Source organism: Paraburkholderia sediminicola, assembly GCF_046027355.1.
In the GTDB taxonomy this organism is placed as follows: domain Bacteria; phylum Pseudomonadota; class Gammaproteobacteria; order Burkholderiales; family Burkholderiaceae; genus Paraburkholderia; species Paraburkholderia sediminicola_B.
The window spans coordinates 22,840-38,951 of record NZ_JAQQEK010000053.1 but is presented as its reverse complement, the minus strand read 5'-3'; the positions used below and the strand labels follow the sequence as shown (position 1 = coordinate 38,951).

At 61.9% G+C, this 16,112-nt stretch carries 13 protein-coding genes and 1 pseudogene; 10 read left to right on the top strand and 4 right to left on the bottom strand.

The features are described 5' to 3' along the window. Positions 1-525: efflux RND transporter permease subunit (locus tag PQR42_RS42850; RefSeq protein ID WP_408495267.1), on the bottom strand; the 525-nt coding region annotated here is incomplete at its 3' end. 312 nt (positions 526-837) lie between these two features. On the opposite strand from PQR42_RS42850, the gene PQR42_RS42845 reads away from it, so the two are divergent. The 4 genes and pseudogenes from PQR42_RS42845 to PQR42_RS42830 all read left to right on the top strand — a co-directional run bounded on the left by PQR42_RS42845 (position 838) and on the right by PQR42_RS42830 (position 3,365). Next, complete coding sequence (locus PQR42_RS42845) at positions 838-1,125, top strand: DUF4148 domain-containing protein (protein ID WP_408495693.1); 288 nt, start codon at positions 838-840, stop codon at positions 1,123-1,125. Between the two features lie 593 nt (positions 1,126-1,718). Further along, a pseudogene (gene hpnK / locus PQR42_RS42840) lies at positions 1,719-2,544 on the top strand (hopanoid biosynthesis-associated protein HpnK). An 86-nt stretch (positions 2,545-2,630) separates the two neighbouring features. Continuing rightward, entirely contained in the window at positions 2,631-2,888 is a 258-nt protein-coding gene (locus tag PQR42_RS42835) for a hypothetical protein (RefSeq protein ID WP_408393590.1), read from the top strand. Positions 2,889-2,918: 30 nt separating this feature from the next. Beyond that, the gene (locus PQR42_RS42830; RefSeq protein WP_408393587.1) at positions 2,919-3,365 is read left to right on the top strand and encodes a Fur family transcriptional regulator; all 447 of its coding nucleotides are present in this window, start codon (positions 2,919-2,921) and stop codon (positions 3,363-3,365) included. 55 nt (positions 3,366-3,420) lie between these two features. Here PQR42_RS42830 and PQR42_RS42825 read toward each other — a convergent pair whose 3' ends face one another. Further along, positions 3,421-4,776, bottom strand: a complete 1,356-nt coding sequence (locus PQR42_RS42825; RefSeq protein ID WP_408393584.1) for a sensor histidine kinase — start codon at positions 4,774-4,776, stop codon at positions 3,421-3,423. Then, entirely contained in the window at positions 4,763-5,446 is a 684-nt protein-coding gene (locus tag PQR42_RS42820; RefSeq protein WP_408393581.1) for a response regulator transcription factor, read from the bottom strand. The genes PQR42_RS42825 and PQR42_RS42820 overlap by 14 nt, the downstream gene beginning before the upstream one ends. A gap of 162 nt (positions 5,447-5,608) precedes the next feature. Here PQR42_RS42820 and PQR42_RS42815 point away from each other — a divergent pair, with 162 nt between their 5' ends. From PQR42_RS42815 to PQR42_RS42790, 6 genes are all read left to right on the top strand, one after another. Next, complete coding sequence (locus tag PQR42_RS42815; protein ID WP_408495690.1) at positions 5,609-6,286, top strand: response regulator transcription factor; 678 nt, start codon at positions 5,609-5,611, stop codon at positions 6,284-6,286. Between the two features lie 149 nt (positions 6,287-6,435). Continuing rightward, positions 6,436-7,926 carry an efflux transporter outer membrane subunit gene (locus PQR42_RS42810; RefSeq protein ID WP_408495688.1) on the top strand — a complete coding sequence of 497 codons (1,491 nt, stop codon included), beginning with the start codon at positions 6,436-6,438 and terminating at the stop codon, positions 7,924-7,926. Next, a complete protein-coding gene (locus tag PQR42_RS42805; RefSeq protein WP_408495686.1) occupies positions 7,923-9,134 on the top strand; it encodes an efflux RND transporter periplasmic adaptor subunit in 1,212 nt (403 codons plus the stop codon). The genes PQR42_RS42810 and PQR42_RS42805 overlap by 4 nt, the downstream gene beginning before the upstream one ends. After that, positions 9,131-12,244: an efflux RND transporter permease subunit gene (locus tag PQR42_RS42800; RefSeq protein WP_408495684.1), complete on the top strand. Its 3,114-nt coding sequence runs from the start codon at positions 9,131-9,133 to the stop codon at positions 12,242-12,244. The genes PQR42_RS42805 and PQR42_RS42800 overlap by 4 nt, the downstream gene beginning before the upstream one ends. Before the next feature lie 263 nt (positions 12,245-12,507). After that, positions 12,508-12,648: a hypothetical protein gene (locus PQR42_RS42795; protein ID WP_408393566.1), complete on the top strand. Its 141-nt coding sequence runs from the start codon at positions 12,508-12,510 to the stop codon at positions 12,646-12,648. Between the two features lie 339 nt (positions 12,649-12,987). Next, positions 12,988-14,049, top strand: a complete 1,062-nt coding sequence (locus tag PQR42_RS42790) for an IS110 family RNA-guided transposase (RefSeq protein WP_408495682.1) — start codon at positions 12,988-12,990, stop codon at positions 14,047-14,049. Positions 14,050-14,792: 743 nt separating this feature from the next. Here the strand turns inward: PQR42_RS42790 and PQR42_RS42785 are convergent. Continuing rightward, positions 14,793-15,188 carry a PRC-barrel domain-containing protein gene (locus tag PQR42_RS42785; protein WP_408495680.1) on the bottom strand — a complete coding sequence of 132 codons (396 nt, stop codon included), beginning with the start codon at positions 15,186-15,188 and terminating at the stop codon, positions 14,793-14,795. Positions 15,189-16,112 lie beyond the last annotated feature (924 nt).

The following is a 16,112-nucleotide window of genomic DNA, read 5'->3' as shown; positions in this document are numbered from 1 at the left end:
CGGCACGGACGCGCCTTGCACCGTCGCCAGTTGCGTGCGGATCTGGCTATTGCCGAGATCGTAGAGTTGCTGTTCGGAAAGCGTGTTGCTGGACAGGCCGAGCTGCAGGATCGGCACCGTCGACGCGTTGTACGTAATGATGTTCGGCGGCAACGTGCCAGGCGGCAGCACGCGCAGGATCGACGCCGAATTGGACGCCGCCTCCGCAATCGCGCGATTGATGTCCGCGCCCGGATGAAAAAAGATCTTCACCACGGAGACGCCGTTCAGCGATTGCGACTCGATGTGCTCGATATCGTCGACGTCCGAGGTCAGCGCGCGCTCGTAGTTCGACGTGATGCGGTTGGCCATGTCCTGGGCGGAAAAGCCGTTATAGCTCCAGACGATGCTGACCACCGGGATATCGATGTTCGGAAAGATATCGGTCGGCGTGCGCAGTATCGCCAGCGGGCCGACGATAAAGATCAGCACGGCAAGGACCACGAAGGTATAAGGGCGGCTCAGCGCCAGCCTGACTATCCACATGACGGATTCCTGAAAAGAGGCCGATGGAGGCACGCGTCGCTGCAGTGCTGCGGGGGCGCGTGACGCGGGCTTCGTGAGTCAGGAGTGTGGCGGGGCGGCGCTGACGGACTGCCGTCGGCTAGATTACCGTTCTGTTATGTGGGCGGTGATGCGAATGAACGGGGACGTGGCGTGGCCGCGCGGGGCGTTTCGTCAGGCGGGCGTAGATAACAAAATGGTAATCGGGAGGTCAGTGCTCCGAAAGGGGAAATGACAAGAATGGCAAGCGTGGTTCTGGCCACTCATTGCTTGCCCCTAACCCGGAGAGACATCATGAAATTGCTTAACGCTGTTGCCGTCACCGCACTCAGCCTGGCGTTCGGCGCGAATGCCTTCGCGCAAACCAGCACGTCAGGTCTGACGCGCGCAGATGTCATGGCGCAATTGCAGCAGGCACAGGCCGAAGGGCTGGTGCCGACCCGCGATGACGACTACCCGCCGACGGCGGCAACGATCGCCCATAACCGCGAAATCTACGCGATCCAGCACGGAACGGACGGAGCGCGCTTGGTGAAGACACGGGGCATGCCTGCGTCTCATCCCGAAACTGACACGAACTGATGCCGGTGTGGCTTGGCGTGCAGCATTGCCGCCGTTCGAGCTGGCGCCCGTCCGCACTTCAACTTGCGCAGCAGGTCAACTACCACAGTACTCCGAACATGAGAAGTATTAGCATGCTGGCGCCTCAAACTGGCGATGCAGGCAAACAGGATGCTTGAACCTTGCTGCAAAGACGTTGAATCAATCCTTCAGGCTTCCTTCCGCAATATTGCGCCATTGCTCGTTTGCGCCGAGCAATGAATCTCGTTGGTTTTTCTCCGACAGAAAACTGAAGGCGTCAATCACAGACCTGCGGGAGCATCCATGAAGCCCCTGTTCTTGCAGGCGTAATCGCATGACGTCGGATCGTCGCAAATCGATCGTAAACGTGCGCAAGGCGTGTGCACAACAGGTATCTCAGACACGACAACTTGCCGATCGGATCCGATTGCGACTCTCGTGCCCTTGCGCGATAGGTTGCTTGCCTTGCAATGGTTGGCCGCCGCTCTTGGGCCGTACGTCGTGTGGCAAGGCGCGCGCGCGAGTGCATGCGTCAAGGACGAGAGCAGCACGCAGTCGATCGATGGGCGTGTCAGACGTCATGGAGGCAACCGATGGAGGATAAGCCGCGTGGGCTCATCGTGACCGCCGACGATTTCGGTCTACATGAGCGGGTCAATCTGGCGGTCGAGTGGGCTCACCGGCGTGGCGTGCTGACGGCCGCGAGCCTGATGGTCGGCGCGCGAGCCGCGAACGACGCGGTGGCGCGTGCGCGGGACCTGCCGGAATTGCGGGTCGGCCTGCATCTGGTGCTGGCCGACGGCGATCCCGTGGCGCCGCGATGCGAGATTCCAGCGTTGCTGGACACGCATGGCCGTTTCGGCGACAAGATGGTGCGCGACGGCCTGCGATTCTTCTTTCTCCCGCAAGTGCGCAAGCAATTAGCTCGGGAGATTCGTGCGCAATTCGAGTCGTTTGCGCGGACCGGATTAGCACTCGATCATGTCAACACGCACAAGCATTTACATTTGCATCCGACGGTGCTCGGGCTGATCCTCGACATTGGACGGGACTATGGAATGCGTGCGATGCGTCTGCCACTCGAAGTGAGCGCCCCCGTGGCTCAAGCCGTGGATTTCAGTAGTGCGCCTCCGTTTAGCACGCGAAGGGATCGTGCATAACGACTTTGTGATCGGTATTGCGAGGAGTGGCCAGATGGACGAGCTGGCATTGCTGGCTGCCCTCCAGGCATTGCCATGCGGTGTGGTTGAGGTCTATTGTCATCCCGCGTTGGCGGGGCCGTCGCCATTGAGTCCACGGATGCGATTCTATCGCCACGCGGATGAACTGAGGGCGTTGATTTCGCCTCGCGTGGCGGCGGAAATCGGGGCCGCTGGCATTCGTGTCGGTGGGTTTTCTGATGTGTTGAGCAGGCAATAGCATACACTGCCTGTCTTCGGCGCAAGGCAAGCGCACGAGTTCCCCAGCCCGAGTCCGCTGGAAGGCGAGAGTGTCCGAATTGCTATATGTCGATCTGGGCTGAAAGGAAGAAGACCGAGATTGACATGCGCGGCGGCCTCGCTATGGGTTTGGCCTTCGAGGTTATGAAGCAGGAAGGCCTGCTGCGTACAGAGCGGTCGTGCAAGGAAGCTAACCGATGGTTTCATAAAATCATTGCCTCGCGCGCGCGTAAGGTTTTTCTTAAGGAATATGCCCACATAGTTCCCAAAATTCCGTCTAACCACATTGCCAAGACGACCGCGTCGATCCAGCCTGATGCGTGACCAGATTTGCTATTTTCGGCGACCTCGTCCATGAATACTCAAAAAATTCTGGAGCGGGCCGGCCTGCGCCCGACGTCTCCCCGTGCAATGGTGCTGGAGTTTTTCCGCGCACATGCTGATGACCACTTCAGCGCAGAGCAGATCTACAAGCGTTTGAACGGGGACATGCGTAATGTGAGTGTGGCCACCATTTATTGCGTGCTGGGACAACTCGTCGACGCGCATCTGGTGTCCGGCGTGGCCTTCGGAGACGGCTGCATGGTCTACGAATTTGATGATGGCAACCGGCACGATCACCTCGTTTGCACGACATGCGGCGACATCGATGAGTTTTTCGATCCGGAGATCGACACTCGTCAGAAAGCGATCGCCGATACTCATGATTTCGCGATGTCAGGACGGCAACTGGTGCTGTTCGGCATATGCGCCCGGTGCCGGGAGGCCGGCGTGCAAGTGAAGAGCGCGATCCGGAGATAGTCCGTCTTGGGATCAGTCGGTCTTGACACCGTGCGCATCGAATATGCAGGCGACGCTACTCGTTCGGTTTGTACAACAGGACTTCACATCCGGGCGTCGCGTCTTTGAAACGAATCGTCATGCCATGCATCCCCGCTACCGCGAGTGCGAGACTCAGTCCAAGCCCGCTGCCCGGCGTATGACGGCTCGCCTCGCCGCGATAGAACCTTCGCATCACAGCGTGTTGTTCGGCGGGCGCAATGCCGGGCCCGTCATCGGCAACTATCACGCCAGCGCCGGTTCTGTCGCGGAACACGGTGAGCCGCACATGGCCGCCGTGCGGTGCGAACTTGACGGCGTTTTCCACCAGATTCGCCAGCGCCTCGAACAGCAGATTGGGGTCGCCCTGAATCTCCAGCCGCCCGGACATGGCCCGCCGCAGTTCAAACGCGATCTGCTTTTCTTCGGCAGTGGGCTCGTAGAACTCGAACACGTCGTCCACGACCTCAGTCAGATCGACAGTGGTGAAACCCGCACGACGCACGCCGCTTTCGATTTCCGAAATACGCAGTAGCGCATTGAAAGTGCGTAGCAATCCACTTGTTTCGACGATGGTTTCGTCGATTGCTGCTCGGTATTCCTCCTCGGTTTTGGCGCGCCGCTGAGCACGTTCGAGTCCGCCGAGCATGCGTGTAAGCGGCGTGCGCAGATCGTGTGCAATCGCGTCACACACGCCTTTTACCTCGTTCATCAGCCGCTCGATTTCGTCGAGCATGCCGTTGACGACGCCGACGAGGCGATCCACGTCGTCGCGTTTCGAATGCACCGGCAAACGCCTGCTGAGATTGCCGGCGACGATTTCCTCGATCGAGGCGGTCACCGCGTCCAGCCTTCGCATTGCGGAAATGCCGATCAGGCTCGCCCCGACCAGGCCGATCACGAGTGTGATCATGGCGGTGGAAAGCAGCGCGTGCAGCAGTTCTTCGTCGAAGTGGTCGAGCTCGCGGGTGTTCTGGCATTGCAACGCGATGCGGCTATCCGGCACGCGCGCGGCGATGCATCGGCCGGGCGGGTGGCCGGGCAGCTTCGCGAGCCGCATGGAGAACGGTTGGTCGAACACGGGGATAGCCGGTTGATCGCCCGCGTAGCCGCCGGCAAGATGTTTTCCGGCAGCGTCGAACAGACCGAACGGGCGCTGGTGGCGCGGATCGAACTGGTTTTGATGGTCGAATCGCGCCACCAGTTCGTCCGGCTCTTCGCGTTGCAACTGGGCGTGCTCGCGCATCAGCCAGTCGTCGATGCGCTCCTGTTCGAAACCGGTGATCTCGTGGTACAGATAGCCGAACAATAGTATCGCGATCACGCCGAACAGCATCAGGAACAGCGTGGCGAGGCGAAAGCCGGTGGTGCGGTGCAGGTCAGTCAGGCGCATGGAGCATGTACCCCGAACCGCGCACGGTATCGATCATCGGAGCCGTCCCGTCCGGGTCGAGCTTCTTTCTCAGGCGGCTGATATGCACGTCGATCACATTGGTCCGCTCGTCGAGCCGGTAATCCCACACCGCCTCGAACAGCATGGTGCGGCTCACCACTTGGCCCTCATGCTGCATCAGGTATTCGAGCAGCCGGTATTCGCGCGGCAAGAGCGAAACCGGACGGCCGGCGCAGCTCACTTCGCGCTTGAGCGGGTCGAGACGCAACGGGCCGACCTGATATTCCTGCACACCTGGCGCCGCTTCGCGCCGGCGCATCAGCGCGTCGAGCCGTGCGGTCAGCTCGATGAATTCGAACGGCTTGGTCAGATAATCGTCGCCGCCGGCGCGCAGACCGCGCACCCGTTCGTCGACTGCGGAGAGCGCGCTCAGAATCAACACCGGCGTGAGCACGCCGGCGCTGCGCAATGCCGCCAGCATGCCGAGCCCTTCGAGTCCACCCGGCAACATGCGATCGAGCACGATGGCGTCATAATTGTTGGCGACCGCAAGCATCAGACCGTCGCGGCCCGTTCTCGCGGTATGCACCTTGCAGCCGTGATCGGTTAGCGCTTCAACGATCTCCGCCAGGGTTTGCTCGTCGTCTTCGACGACCAGTACGTTCGTCATGCATTTTTCCAGAAGTGAGCGCGCGGCGAGCCCCGTGCGAGCCGGCCATATACACTACGCTCGTGCCTACGATGTCCCGAAGTATGCCGCGCGAAGCTGCACAGGCGTTTCGCGCCAGCATTAAAAAATTTTAATGTAGGCCCCCATCAACCTGTTGAGCGTATGCGAGTCCTGCTGGTCGAAGACGACACGCGAGCCAGCCAGTTTCTGGCGCGCGGTTTGAGCGAAAGCGGTCTCATTGTCGACTCCGTGGCCGACGGTGCGACCGGGCTCGCCTACGCGCGCGAAGGCATTTACGACGTGATTGTGACCGACCGGCTCCTGCCGGCGCTCGACGGCATCGCCCTCGTGCAGCAATTGCGCGCCGGCGGTGATACCACGCCGGTGCTGATGCTGTCCGCGCTTGGCGGACTGAACGAACGCGTGGAGGGTATCCGCGCCGGTTGTGACGATTACCTCATGAAGCCCTATGCCTTCGCGGAAGTGCTGGCGAGAATCGAGGCGCTCGCGCGGCGCGCGGATCGCCGGAGGATGAGCGAGCGGCTCGAATGCGCGGATCTGGTGCTCGATACCCGGGCGCGGACCGCGACGCGTGGCGGGCGCGATCTGCGCCTGCAGCATCGCGAGTTTCTGTTGCTCGAATGCCTGGCGCGTCGGGAAGGGCAGGTGGTGACGCGTAGCATGCTGCTCGAGGCGGCGTGGAATTACGATTTTGAACCGCGCGGCAATATCATCGATATGCACATGCATCGGCTGCGGGCGAAGGTGGATCGCGATTTTCCGGTGGCGCTGATTCATACCGTGGTGGGGGCGGGTTATGTGCTGAACCCGGCACCTTAGTAAGTTTTTGGGCGACATGGATGGCCTCGTGTACGCCAGCGCGGGCGGCGTGTTGCGGCGCATTAAATTTTTTTCATTATTGGGCGAAAGCGCCGACAGGACCCGCTGACTAATCTGGCGACATTCCCATGTTGCCGGAGCGTTCTCCCATGTCAGGGCTGTCCCGTTCGGCGCCGTTCTTGCGCGTCGTCAGTCCTCGTGCGCCTCATCTGGCGGTGCGCGCTGCTGCATGTGCTGTGGTTGCCTTGGTCTGCGCGCTGGGTGTCGCGGGACTGGCCGGGTGCTCGCTCGTGCCGGCCTATCAGCGGCCGAGTGCGCCGCTCGCGCAACGCTTCGACGGCGCGGCGAATGCTTCGCTCGCCGATACCGTTCCTGTAAAGAGCGGCTGGTGGCGCGAATATCACGACCCCGCGCTCGATGCGCTGGTCGATCGCAGTCTGCGCAACAACTTCACGCTGGCGTCCGCGATTGCGAGCGTCGAACAGGCGCGCGGCAACGCCGAAAAAGCCGGCGCACCGCAGTATCCGTCGCTGACGCTCGGTGCTACCTTCGACCGCGCTCACCAGGGGCGTGGCTCGACCACCAAAACCCAGAGCCTGTTCGCCGAAGCCAGTTACGAAGTCGATTTCTGGGGCTTCAACGCCGCCAACGCCAGCGCGGCGGACCTGCTCGCGCGCGCGTCCGAGTTCGATCGCGATACGGTGGCGTTGACGCTGACCGCGTCGGTCGCGGACACGTATTTCCAGGTGCAGAGCCTGCGCCGCCGTCTGGCGATCGCACGGTCCATCTCGGACGATGCCGCACATATTCTGCAGTTGCTGCTCGCGCAACAGGAGGCGGGCGTCGCGACCGAGCTGCAGGTGCAGCAGCAGCGCAATGCGCTCGCCACTTTCCAGGCGGCGGTGCCGGCGTTGCAGCAGCAACTGGACACCAACATTCATGCGCTCGCCGTGCTGGTGGGTACCGCGCCCGAGCAGTTCACAGTGAGCGACGCCGCGCTCGGTGACATCGTCATTCCACAGCCGCGCCCGAATCTTCCCGCGAGCTTGCTGGAAACACGCCCCGATATCCGCTCGAAGGAAGCGCAGTTGCAGCCGGCTAACGAGAGCGTCGGCGCGGCGCGCGCGGCTTTTCTGCCGAATATCGTGCTAACCGCCGACGGCGGGCTCAGCAGCAAGTCCCTTTCGCATTTCCTGTCGAGTCCGTTTGCGAGCCTCGCCACGTCGCTGGCCGCGCCGCTGTTCGACGGCGGCGCGCTGCACGGTCAGTTGCACGCAAGCCAGGCAGCCGAAGCAAAGGGCGTCGCCGATTACCGGCAGGCCGTAGTAACCGCATTGCAGGACGTCGAGGATTCGCTCTCGGCGGCGCAACAGCAGCAGCTCGCGGAGGCCGCCGACCAGACCGCCGCCGATGCCGCCCGCAAAGCCGCTACGCTCGCGCAAGCCCAGTACAAGCTCGGCACCGTCGATTTTCTGACCGTACTCGACGCCCAACGCACGCTCTATCAAGCCGAAGACACGCTGGTGCAGGCGCGGCTCGCGCGGCTGCAAGCGTCGGTGAGCCTGTTTCGCGCGTTCGGTGGCGGCTTCGGCGTGATCGATAGCAGCGCCGCTTCCACTTCTCCGCCTTCCCGCTCATGAAACCTGCTGACCTTCCGAACCACGAGGCGCCCCGGGCGCGCCGTCGCGCGCCGCTCGTGGTGGCGTTCGCTGTCCTTGTCGTGATTCTTGTCGCGTGGTTATGGCCGAGGCATCCGGCCGTGAAGCCCGTGGCTGCGGTGCCGGTCAACGCCGGCCATCCGGTGAACCGCGATTTTCCGATTCGCGTGGCTGCGGTGGGTACGGTCCTCGCGCTCAATACGGTGGACGTCAAAGTGCGTGTGGATGGCCAGTTGCAGCGCGTGGCCTTCACTGAAGGGCAGGATGTGGAGGCAAGGCAGTTGCTCGCCCAACTCGACCAGGGCCCGCTCACCGCGCAATTGCATCAAGCGGAAGCGGCTCAACGCAAGGACCAGGCATCGCTCGATAACGCGAAGCTCGATCTCGCACGCTACTCGAAACTGGTCGGCATCGGTGCGGCGACCACCCAGGCCGTGGACACCGCGAAGGCGCAAGTCGAAGCACTCGCCGCCACTGTCGCGGCAGACGCGGCGCTGGTGCAGAGCGACCGCCTGCAACTTGGCTTCACCACGCTCTTCGCGCCTTTCACCGGCCGGGTCGGCGCGCGCGAAGCCGACATCGGCGCGATCGTGCATCCCACCGACACGACCGGTATCGTCACCGTCACGCAGATGGAGCCGATTACCGTGCTGTTCTCCGTGCCGCAAGACGTGCTCCCCGACTTGCTCGCCAATCAGGCGGCCGCACCTTTGGCGGTGAACGTCACCACGCGTTCCGGCAGCACAGCGCTTGCCGACGGCACGCTCGTGTTCATCGACAGTACGGTCGATCCCACCACCGGTCAGATCAAACTCAAGGCCTCTTTCGCCAACAAGGACCGCAAGCTGTGGCCGGGCGAACTGGTGAATGCGCGCGTGCTGTTGCGCACCGATACGCAGCGGCTCGCCGTGCCGAGCCGCGCGGTGGTGAACACGCAGAACGGCACGCAGCTCTATGTGATCAACGCGCATGGCACGGCGCAGATGCGTCCGGTGCAAACGGGCGTGACTGTCGATGGAATGACGGAAATTCGCAGCGGCGTTGCGGCCGCGGACCTCGTTGTGTTTGATGGACAAAGCCGCTTGAACCCCGGCGTGCGCGTGACGGCGACCACGGTTGCGGCGGTGGCCCAGGCACCGGTCAACGCAGACGCGGCGGGCAGCCAGGCCAACCAGGACAATCCGTCATGAGCCTGATGGAACGGTTCATCAAACGGCGCATTGCGACCAGTTTTCTTGCTATCGCGGTGCTGCTGGCGGGCGCGGTGGCGTATTTCCTGCTGCCGGTCGCACCCTTGCCACAAGTCGACTTTCCGACCATTCAGGTCGTGGCGAAGTTGCCGGGCGCGAGTGCGGAGACCATGGCGACGTCGGTGGCGACGCCTCTCGAGCGGCAACTCTCGTTGATTGCTGGCATCACGCAGATGACCTCGTCGAGCTCGCTGGGCACGACCAACATCGCGGTGCAATTCGACTTGTCGCGCGATATCAACGGCGCGGCGCAGGACGTGCAGACGGCGATCAATGCGGCCGGCGGCACCTTGCCGAAGAATCTGCCGAACCCACCGACCTATGAAAAGGTCAACCCCGCCGACTTCACCTTGCTTTCACTCGCGCTGACGTCGCCATCGCTCACGCTCACGCAACTTGACAGTTACGCCGAAGACTATCTGGCGCAGCAGATCTCGCAGATGCCAGGCGTCGGTCTCGTCGATTTCCACGGCCAGCAACGGCCTGCCGTGCGTATTCAGCTCGATCCCGACAAGCTCACCGCACGCGGCCTCACGCTGGAAGACGTGCGCTCGATAGTCGGCTTGCAGACCGTGAATGCGCCGAAGGGCAGCCTGAACGGCCCAGACCGCTCGGTGATTTTCAACGCCACCGATCAGATCACGACCGCCTCGGCGTATCGCGATCTGGTGGTCGCGTACAAGAACGGCGCGCCGATTCGCGTTGCCGATCTCGGCACTGTTCTGAACGCCGCTGAAGACAACCAGCAGGCCGCATGGCTTCAACGCGAACGCGCGATCATCCTCGATATTCACAAGCAGCCTGGCTACAACGTCGTGCAGACGATCGCCAACATCAAGGCGAAGCTGCCTGCGCTGGAAGCAACGCTGCCCGCCGCCGCGCATCTGCATGTCGTGGGCGACCGTACGCAAACCATCAATGCATCGGTGCACGACGTGCAGTTCACGTTGATGCTGACGGTCGCGCTCGTCGTGATGGTCATCTTCTCGTTTCTGCGCAACGTATGGGCAACGATCATTCCGAGCCTGACGATTCCTTTGTCGCTGGTGGCTACATTCGGCGTGATGTATCTGCTCGGCTATAGCCTCGACAATCTTTCGCTGATGGGGTTGACCATCGCGGTCGGTTTCGTGGTGGACGACGCGATTGTCGTGATCGAAAACGTGATGCGGCATGTCGAAGAAGGCGTGCCGCGCATGAAAGCCGCGCTGCTCGGCGCAATGGAGGTACGCTTCACCATTATCTCGATGACGATCTCGCTGATCGCGGTGTTCATTCCGATCCTGATGATGGGCGGCATTGTCGGACGCCTGTTCCGCGAGTTCGCGGTGACGGTGAGCGCGGCGATCCTGATGTCGGCGGTGGTATCGCTGACCGTCACGCCGATGCTATGCGGCTGGCTGATCCGTTTGCCTGAGCCGGATGAAGCAGGGCGCATGCGCAAGCTCGAAGCGTGGCTCGAAAGAGGCTTCGTCGCGGTGGAACGGCGTTACGAGCGGGGTCTCGATTGGGTGTTGGATCGGGCGAAACTGATGCTTGGCGTGACGATCGCAACGATCGTCGCGACAGGTGCGCTGTTCGTCGTGATCCCGAAGGGCTTCTTCCCGCAGGAAGACTCCGGGTTGATCATGGGTGTCGCGCAGGCCGCGCCGGACATCTCCCCGCGCGCGATGTCTCTGAAAATGCAGCAACTGGGCAATATCATCGAAGCCGATCCCGCGGTCGATAACGTTTACTACTGGATGGGCGCCAATCCGACCGTGAGCCAGGGCCGCGTGATGATCAACCTGAAGGCGTTCGGTCAGCGCAAGGACAGCGCCGCGCAGGTGCTCAATCGTCTGAAGCCTCAGTTAGCGAAGGTGATGGGCATTTCATTGTCGATGCAGATCCGACAGGATATTCAGGTAGGTGGCCGTATCAGCGCCGCGCAGTATCAGTACACGCTGCAGGACCCCGATATCAATGAACTTAATCATTGGGCGGGCGTACTAACGGATAAGCTGTCGAAGCTCCCGCAACTCGCCGACGTCACTTCGGATCAGCAAGCGGCAGCCACCAGCGCCACGCTCGTGATCGACCGCAGCACGGCTTCGCGTTTCGGTATTACTGCTCAAGCCATCGACGACACGCTATACGACGCGTTCGGTCAACGGCAGATCGCGACGCTGTTCACGCAGCTGAATCAATACCACGTCGTGGAGGAGGTCGATCCGGGTTTCCAGTTGACCACCGACGCGCTCGCGCACCTCTACGTGCGTTCGCCGCTGACGAATGAACTGGTGCCGCTCAACACGCTGGCGAAGATCGAAAACAACGTGTCGCCGATTTCGGTGAATCACCAGGGGCTGTTCCCGGCTGTGACGATCTCGTTCAATCTGGCGCCGGGGCAATCGCTCGGTAACGCCGTGACGGCAATTCACCAAGCCGAAGTCGCCGCAGGCAAACCCGACAGTTTGACGGGGTCGTTCCAGGGCACGGCGCAGGCGTTCCAGGCGTCGCTTTCCAGCGAACCGTATCTGATCGCGGCGGCACTCGTCGTGGTGTATCTGATTCTCGGCATCCTGTACGAAAGCGCGATTCATCCGCTCACCATCATTTCGACGCTGCCCTCGGCGGGAGTCGGGGCATTGCTTGCGTTGATGCTGTGCGGCCAGGATCTCTCCATCATGGGGATGATCGGTATCATCCTGCTGATCGGTATCGTGAAGAAAAACGCCATCATGATGATCGATTTCGCACTCGTGGCCGAGCGTGAACAAGGCTTATCGCCGCGCGAAGCGATCCGTCAGGCATGCGTGCTGCGCTTCCGGCCGATCATGATGACGACGCTGGCCGCGCTGTTTGGCGCGTTGCCGCTCGCGCTTGGGTCTGGTGCGGGCGCGGAATTGCGTGTTCCGCTCGGCATCGCGATTGTCGGCGGCCTGATCGTTTCGCAGATGCTGACGCTCTTCACGACGCCGGTGGTGCACCTGTGGTTCGACCGTCTGTCGCATTGGCTGGCGGGGCATCGAGCGAAAGGTGGCATGGTCGAGCGCGAACCGGTGGGTTGAGCGCTGGCCGCACGCAACGATCGGCGTGCTCAGTATGCTTGGCGTGTCATGCCGGCACGCATTCAAATTCTGAGGGACCGCCGCCGATCCGGCGCGGCGGCCCACTCCTTCAAGCTTAATCTCCCCGGGTGCCTTAGCCCGCCTTGGCTGCGGCCTCCCTGGCGAGCAGGCGTTGCGCCTGCTGATCGCCCTTTCCTGCTTCCTGCGCGGTTTGAACCGACGTCTCGGTCGCTTCCGCCATCAAAGCGCGCGCGGCGCTGCTGATGTTGACCGTATACGACGACGTGGACGTGCTGGTGCTCGACCCCGTAGCCGACGAAGCGCTCGTGCTCGATGCCGGCGCCGTCGACGCTGAACTCGAAGTCGACGCCGTGGACGAAGGTGCTGTTTGTACGATGCTTTGACCGATTGCCTGAATGGACATCCCAATCTCCCATAGAAAAACGTGTGTACTGCGTTCTGTCTATCGGCCTCCATTCGGTGTGCTTGAGCAGTATATTTTTTCGAAATTTCCATCTTCTTAAGGATCTCCTAAGGAGAATTAAGAAAAGGCCAAAGGAGAGTGTTGACAGGATAAGTCCGTTTGCCAGTTTCTCTGGGGTGGCAATCGCCGCCAGGGCAGGCGTGAGTTACATCACGTCGTGCTTGATCCCGAATTGGTAAAGGACTTGCCCGGCCAGCGGAACACCAGCCGCAGATGCGATCATGGGGCCGCTGAGCAACCTTCCGCCAAGGAGGAAGTCATGGACACGATCACCCGCGTCGGCGTTGACCTCGCCAAGAATGTCATCCAGATCCATGCGGTCGATGCCGCCGAGCGCGTCGTCGCCCGCAGGGCGATTGCGCGGAACCGGCTCCTGAGCTGGTTTGCCAATCTCAAGCCGTGCCTGATCGCAATGGAAGCCTGCAGCGCCGCCCACTACTGGGCCCGCAAACTCCGCGCGCTCGGACACGAGGTCCGCCTGATTCCACCCCAGTTTGTCGTGCCCTACCGCAAGGGTGGCGCCCGCGTGAAGAATGACGCGCGCGACGCCGAAGCCATCTGCGAAGCCGCGAGCCGGCCGCAGATGCGTTTCGTGCCCGTCAAGTCACCCGCCCAGCAAAGCGTGCTCGTGCTTCACCGGATGCGTACCGGCTATGTCGAGGAGCGCACCGCGCTCATCAACCGGTTGCGGGGACTGCTCGCCGAGTTCGGCGTCTTCTTCCCACAACGTATCAACCAGCTGCACAAATACTTCGTCGACTGCGTCGAAGACCGCAGCAACGAACTCGCCGGATCCGCGCGCGAGGCGCTCATGCGCGCGTGGGTCCAATGGCAGGCGCTCGATCAGGAAATCGCCTGGTTTGATCGGCAAATTGCCGAACACGCCAATCAGGATACCCAGGCAAAGCGCTGCATGGAAATGTGTGGCGTCGGGCCCCTCACTGCATCCGCCACGGTAACGACCGTGGTCGACGCGCGCCAGTTCAGGAACGGTCGCCAGCTGGCAGCCTGGATTGGCATCGTGCCCAAACAGAACAGCAGCGGCGGCAAGCAGCGGCTCGGCCGTATTACCAAACAGGGCAACGACTACCTGCGCACCCTGCTGGTCCTGGGGGCACGCTCAGCCATTGCCGCCGCGCCCCGACGCGCCGACCGGCTCTCACGGTGGATTGTCCAGCTGCAGGCTCGCGTCGGCTACCAGAAGACACTCATCGCCATCGCCAACAAACACGCCCGCATTCTGTGGGCAATTCTTGCGAAGGGCGAGAAGTTCGATCCATCCCACGCGCCCGCGCGTCCCGTCCAGACGGCGGGCGCGTGAAGCAGCCCGCGCAGCCTCAAACTGAACACCACTCCCCATAGAGGACGCAACAGGCAACGATAGCGACAGGTCAGACCGGCAGCAGGCGAACTCGAACACCCATCAGGCGCTACAACCTCTGTATTCGCCGCATCCCGAATGGAGTCCTGCTGCGCGGTTACTATCCGGGCCCGGGCGCAGCAACCACGTCGCCCAGCAAGGCCGTTTATAGGTGCGCAGTCTCTCCCGCCGCTACACGCCGCATATGTCCCGTCCCGATGACTCAGGAGACGCATTACGAACCAGCACAAGCCCCTTCAACCCCTCTTGCTAAAACGGGCAAGTCCTTATAGATGGGTATCCGCTAATGGTCTACCATCCCGTGGCCGTTCGCTGATCGACAGATGCGACTGGATATCAGTCGAGCACCATCGCTTGATGCGAACTTGAGATTCTCCGACTTAATGGTCCATAAAATACCTTGCGTGCTGTTACAACGGCAGATTTTTCAATGCTGCCGCCGGCGTCGCTTGTCTGGAGCGATTGGCGCGCGGCACTGTCAGACGGGTCGCCGCGGATGCCCGTTGCGGATGAGGTCCCCCATCTGCTGGCGGGTACGTAGCGCAGGACAGCGGGCGTCCCTGAACCTTCACAAGTATCCCGCTTACGATCTGCAGATCAGCATGGTTCAGGTGTCAATCGCGATAGGGGGCGGGGTCGCTCCAGCAGCGTGGAGGTCGTGCATCGCGATCGCGTCGTTCCGGCTAGTCAGGAGCGTATTTAAATTCGGGCAATGCGAGGAGGGCATCCCGGGTCGCGTCGGGCAACATCACCTGCTGGCTGGTGATCTGAAGACTGCCGAACGGAACCGCGACGAGGTGCGTTCCCATACCCAGAAACCCTCCCACCGAGAGGATGGCATAGGCACTTTCCCGGCCGTTCGGCGCCAAAATCAGGTCGTCAACCGTCCCGATCCTGTCCTTGTTCCGGTTAAAAACGGCGGCTCCATTAATCTTTGAGACGCGGTACCCGGTTGCGAGCCTGACTACGTCCACCCGTTTTTCCGTCACCGCCTGAGGTGTCCCCTGGGCCAGCACGCCAGCAGCCAATGCGGCGGCGAGCAAACCCGCCGAAACCACCATCATCGTTCGTTGCATCATAGCTTTCCCATTTGTGCGCTGTTGCCGCACCCCATCCGAATGCATTGGCCGGCGGCGAATGGCCGCAGCCATTTCGATAACAGCGTCGGCGTGCTGTACCCCGTGGTGGAGAGCTACATACGCGCCATCGGCATTGCTGGCGCGGGTCGTTTGTGAAGACCTCTGAGAACACAGCCAGGAACAGTACGCAGACACAATGAAGGCTGGACATCGTCCCGGGACGGCGACTGGGTGCCGGTGATAAGCCTGCTCGAGGCCCCTCGGCGCCACTCGCGTTGTCGCCCCTCGTCAAACTGCTCTCCCTGCGCTTGCGCCGTGACTTCCAGGCCCATGTAAATCTGCTGCACGTGTTAACCCTCGCCAGCTCGCATGATGTTTCACCGGGCGCTGCCCTATCCGATTCGCGACGGTGCCCCCATTCAGCCCGCCAACCGCCGGGCCGGATGTTTGCAGCATCGATGGCAGACCCGAAAGGCTGGCTTCCCACAGGGTCGCGGCTCTGATCCGGGGGGCGCCGCGCCGCGATGCAGCTACTTTTAAAAAGCCCTTCGTAAATTGGTCTCGGAGCGGCGTCGGGGTGTTTGTCCTGTCGCCGCTTCCGGCACGGCTTGCAACGCGTCGTGCGCGGCACTTGCCTGCGTTCAGGGTGGCTGAATGGGGGTGGCGTGAATCAGTAAGGCGACCCTTCAACGAGATTAGATTGAAGGCACCGGGGGCAACGGTCAAGGGCAAGGTCAACGAGGCTGTGGGCAAGGTCGCTTGGGATAAGATTCGGCCCATGAAACGGAAGGCCCAGCAGCGTGCGCGCGAGCCGAAAAAAATATAGTGATGCCAGGGAACGGATAGAAAAGAACAAGGATTCCGCGTCAGCCAGCGAGCTGCACAGCGCGGTAAGAGTCCGCGCGAATTGGTCCCGGTCGGAAA

Coding starts and splice junctions, on each gene's coding strand:
- PQR42_RS42800 (WP_408495684.1), top strand. CDS start 9,131: ATGAGCCTGATGGAACGGTTCATCAAACGGCGCATTGCGACCAGTTTT.
- PQR42_RS42795 (WP_408393566.1), top strand. CDS start 12,508: ATGTTGACCGTATACGACGACGTGGACGTGCTGGTGCTCGACCCCGTA.
- PQR42_RS42785 (WP_408495680.1), bottom strand. CDS start 15,188: ATGATGCAACGAACGATGATGGTGGTTTCGGCGGGTTTGCTCGCCGCC.
- PQR42_RS42835 (WP_408393590.1), top strand. CDS start 2,631: ATGTCGATCTGGGCTGAAAGGAAGAAGACCGAGATTGACATGCGCGGC.
- PQR42_RS42790 (WP_408495682.1), top strand. CDS start 12,988: ATGGACACGATCACCCGCGTCGGCGTTGACCTCGCCAAGAATGTCATC.
- PQR42_RS42825 (WP_408393584.1), bottom strand. CDS start 4,776: ATGCGCCTGACTGACCTGCACCGCACCACCGGCTTTCGCCTCGCCACG.
- PQR42_RS42845 (WP_408495693.1), top strand. CDS start 838: ATGAAATTGCTTAACGCTGTTGCCGTCACCGCACTCAGCCTGGCGTTC.
- PQR42_RS42815 (WP_408495690.1), top strand. CDS start 5,609: ATGCGAGTCCTGCTGGTCGAAGACGACACGCGAGCCAGCCAGTTTCTG.
- PQR42_RS42810 (WP_408495688.1), top strand. CDS start 6,436: ATGTCAGGGCTGTCCCGTTCGGCGCCGTTCTTGCGCGTCGTCAGTCCT.
- PQR42_RS42830 (WP_408393587.1), top strand. CDS start 2,919: ATGAATACTCAAAAAATTCTGGAGCGGGCCGGCCTGCGCCCGACGTCT.
- PQR42_RS42820 (WP_408393581.1), bottom strand. CDS start 5,446: ATGACGAACGTACTGGTCGTCGAAGACGACGAGCAAACCCTGGCGGAG.
- PQR42_RS42805 (WP_408495686.1), top strand. CDS start 7,923: ATGAAACCTGCTGACCTTCCGAACCACGAGGCGCCCCGGGCGCGCCGT.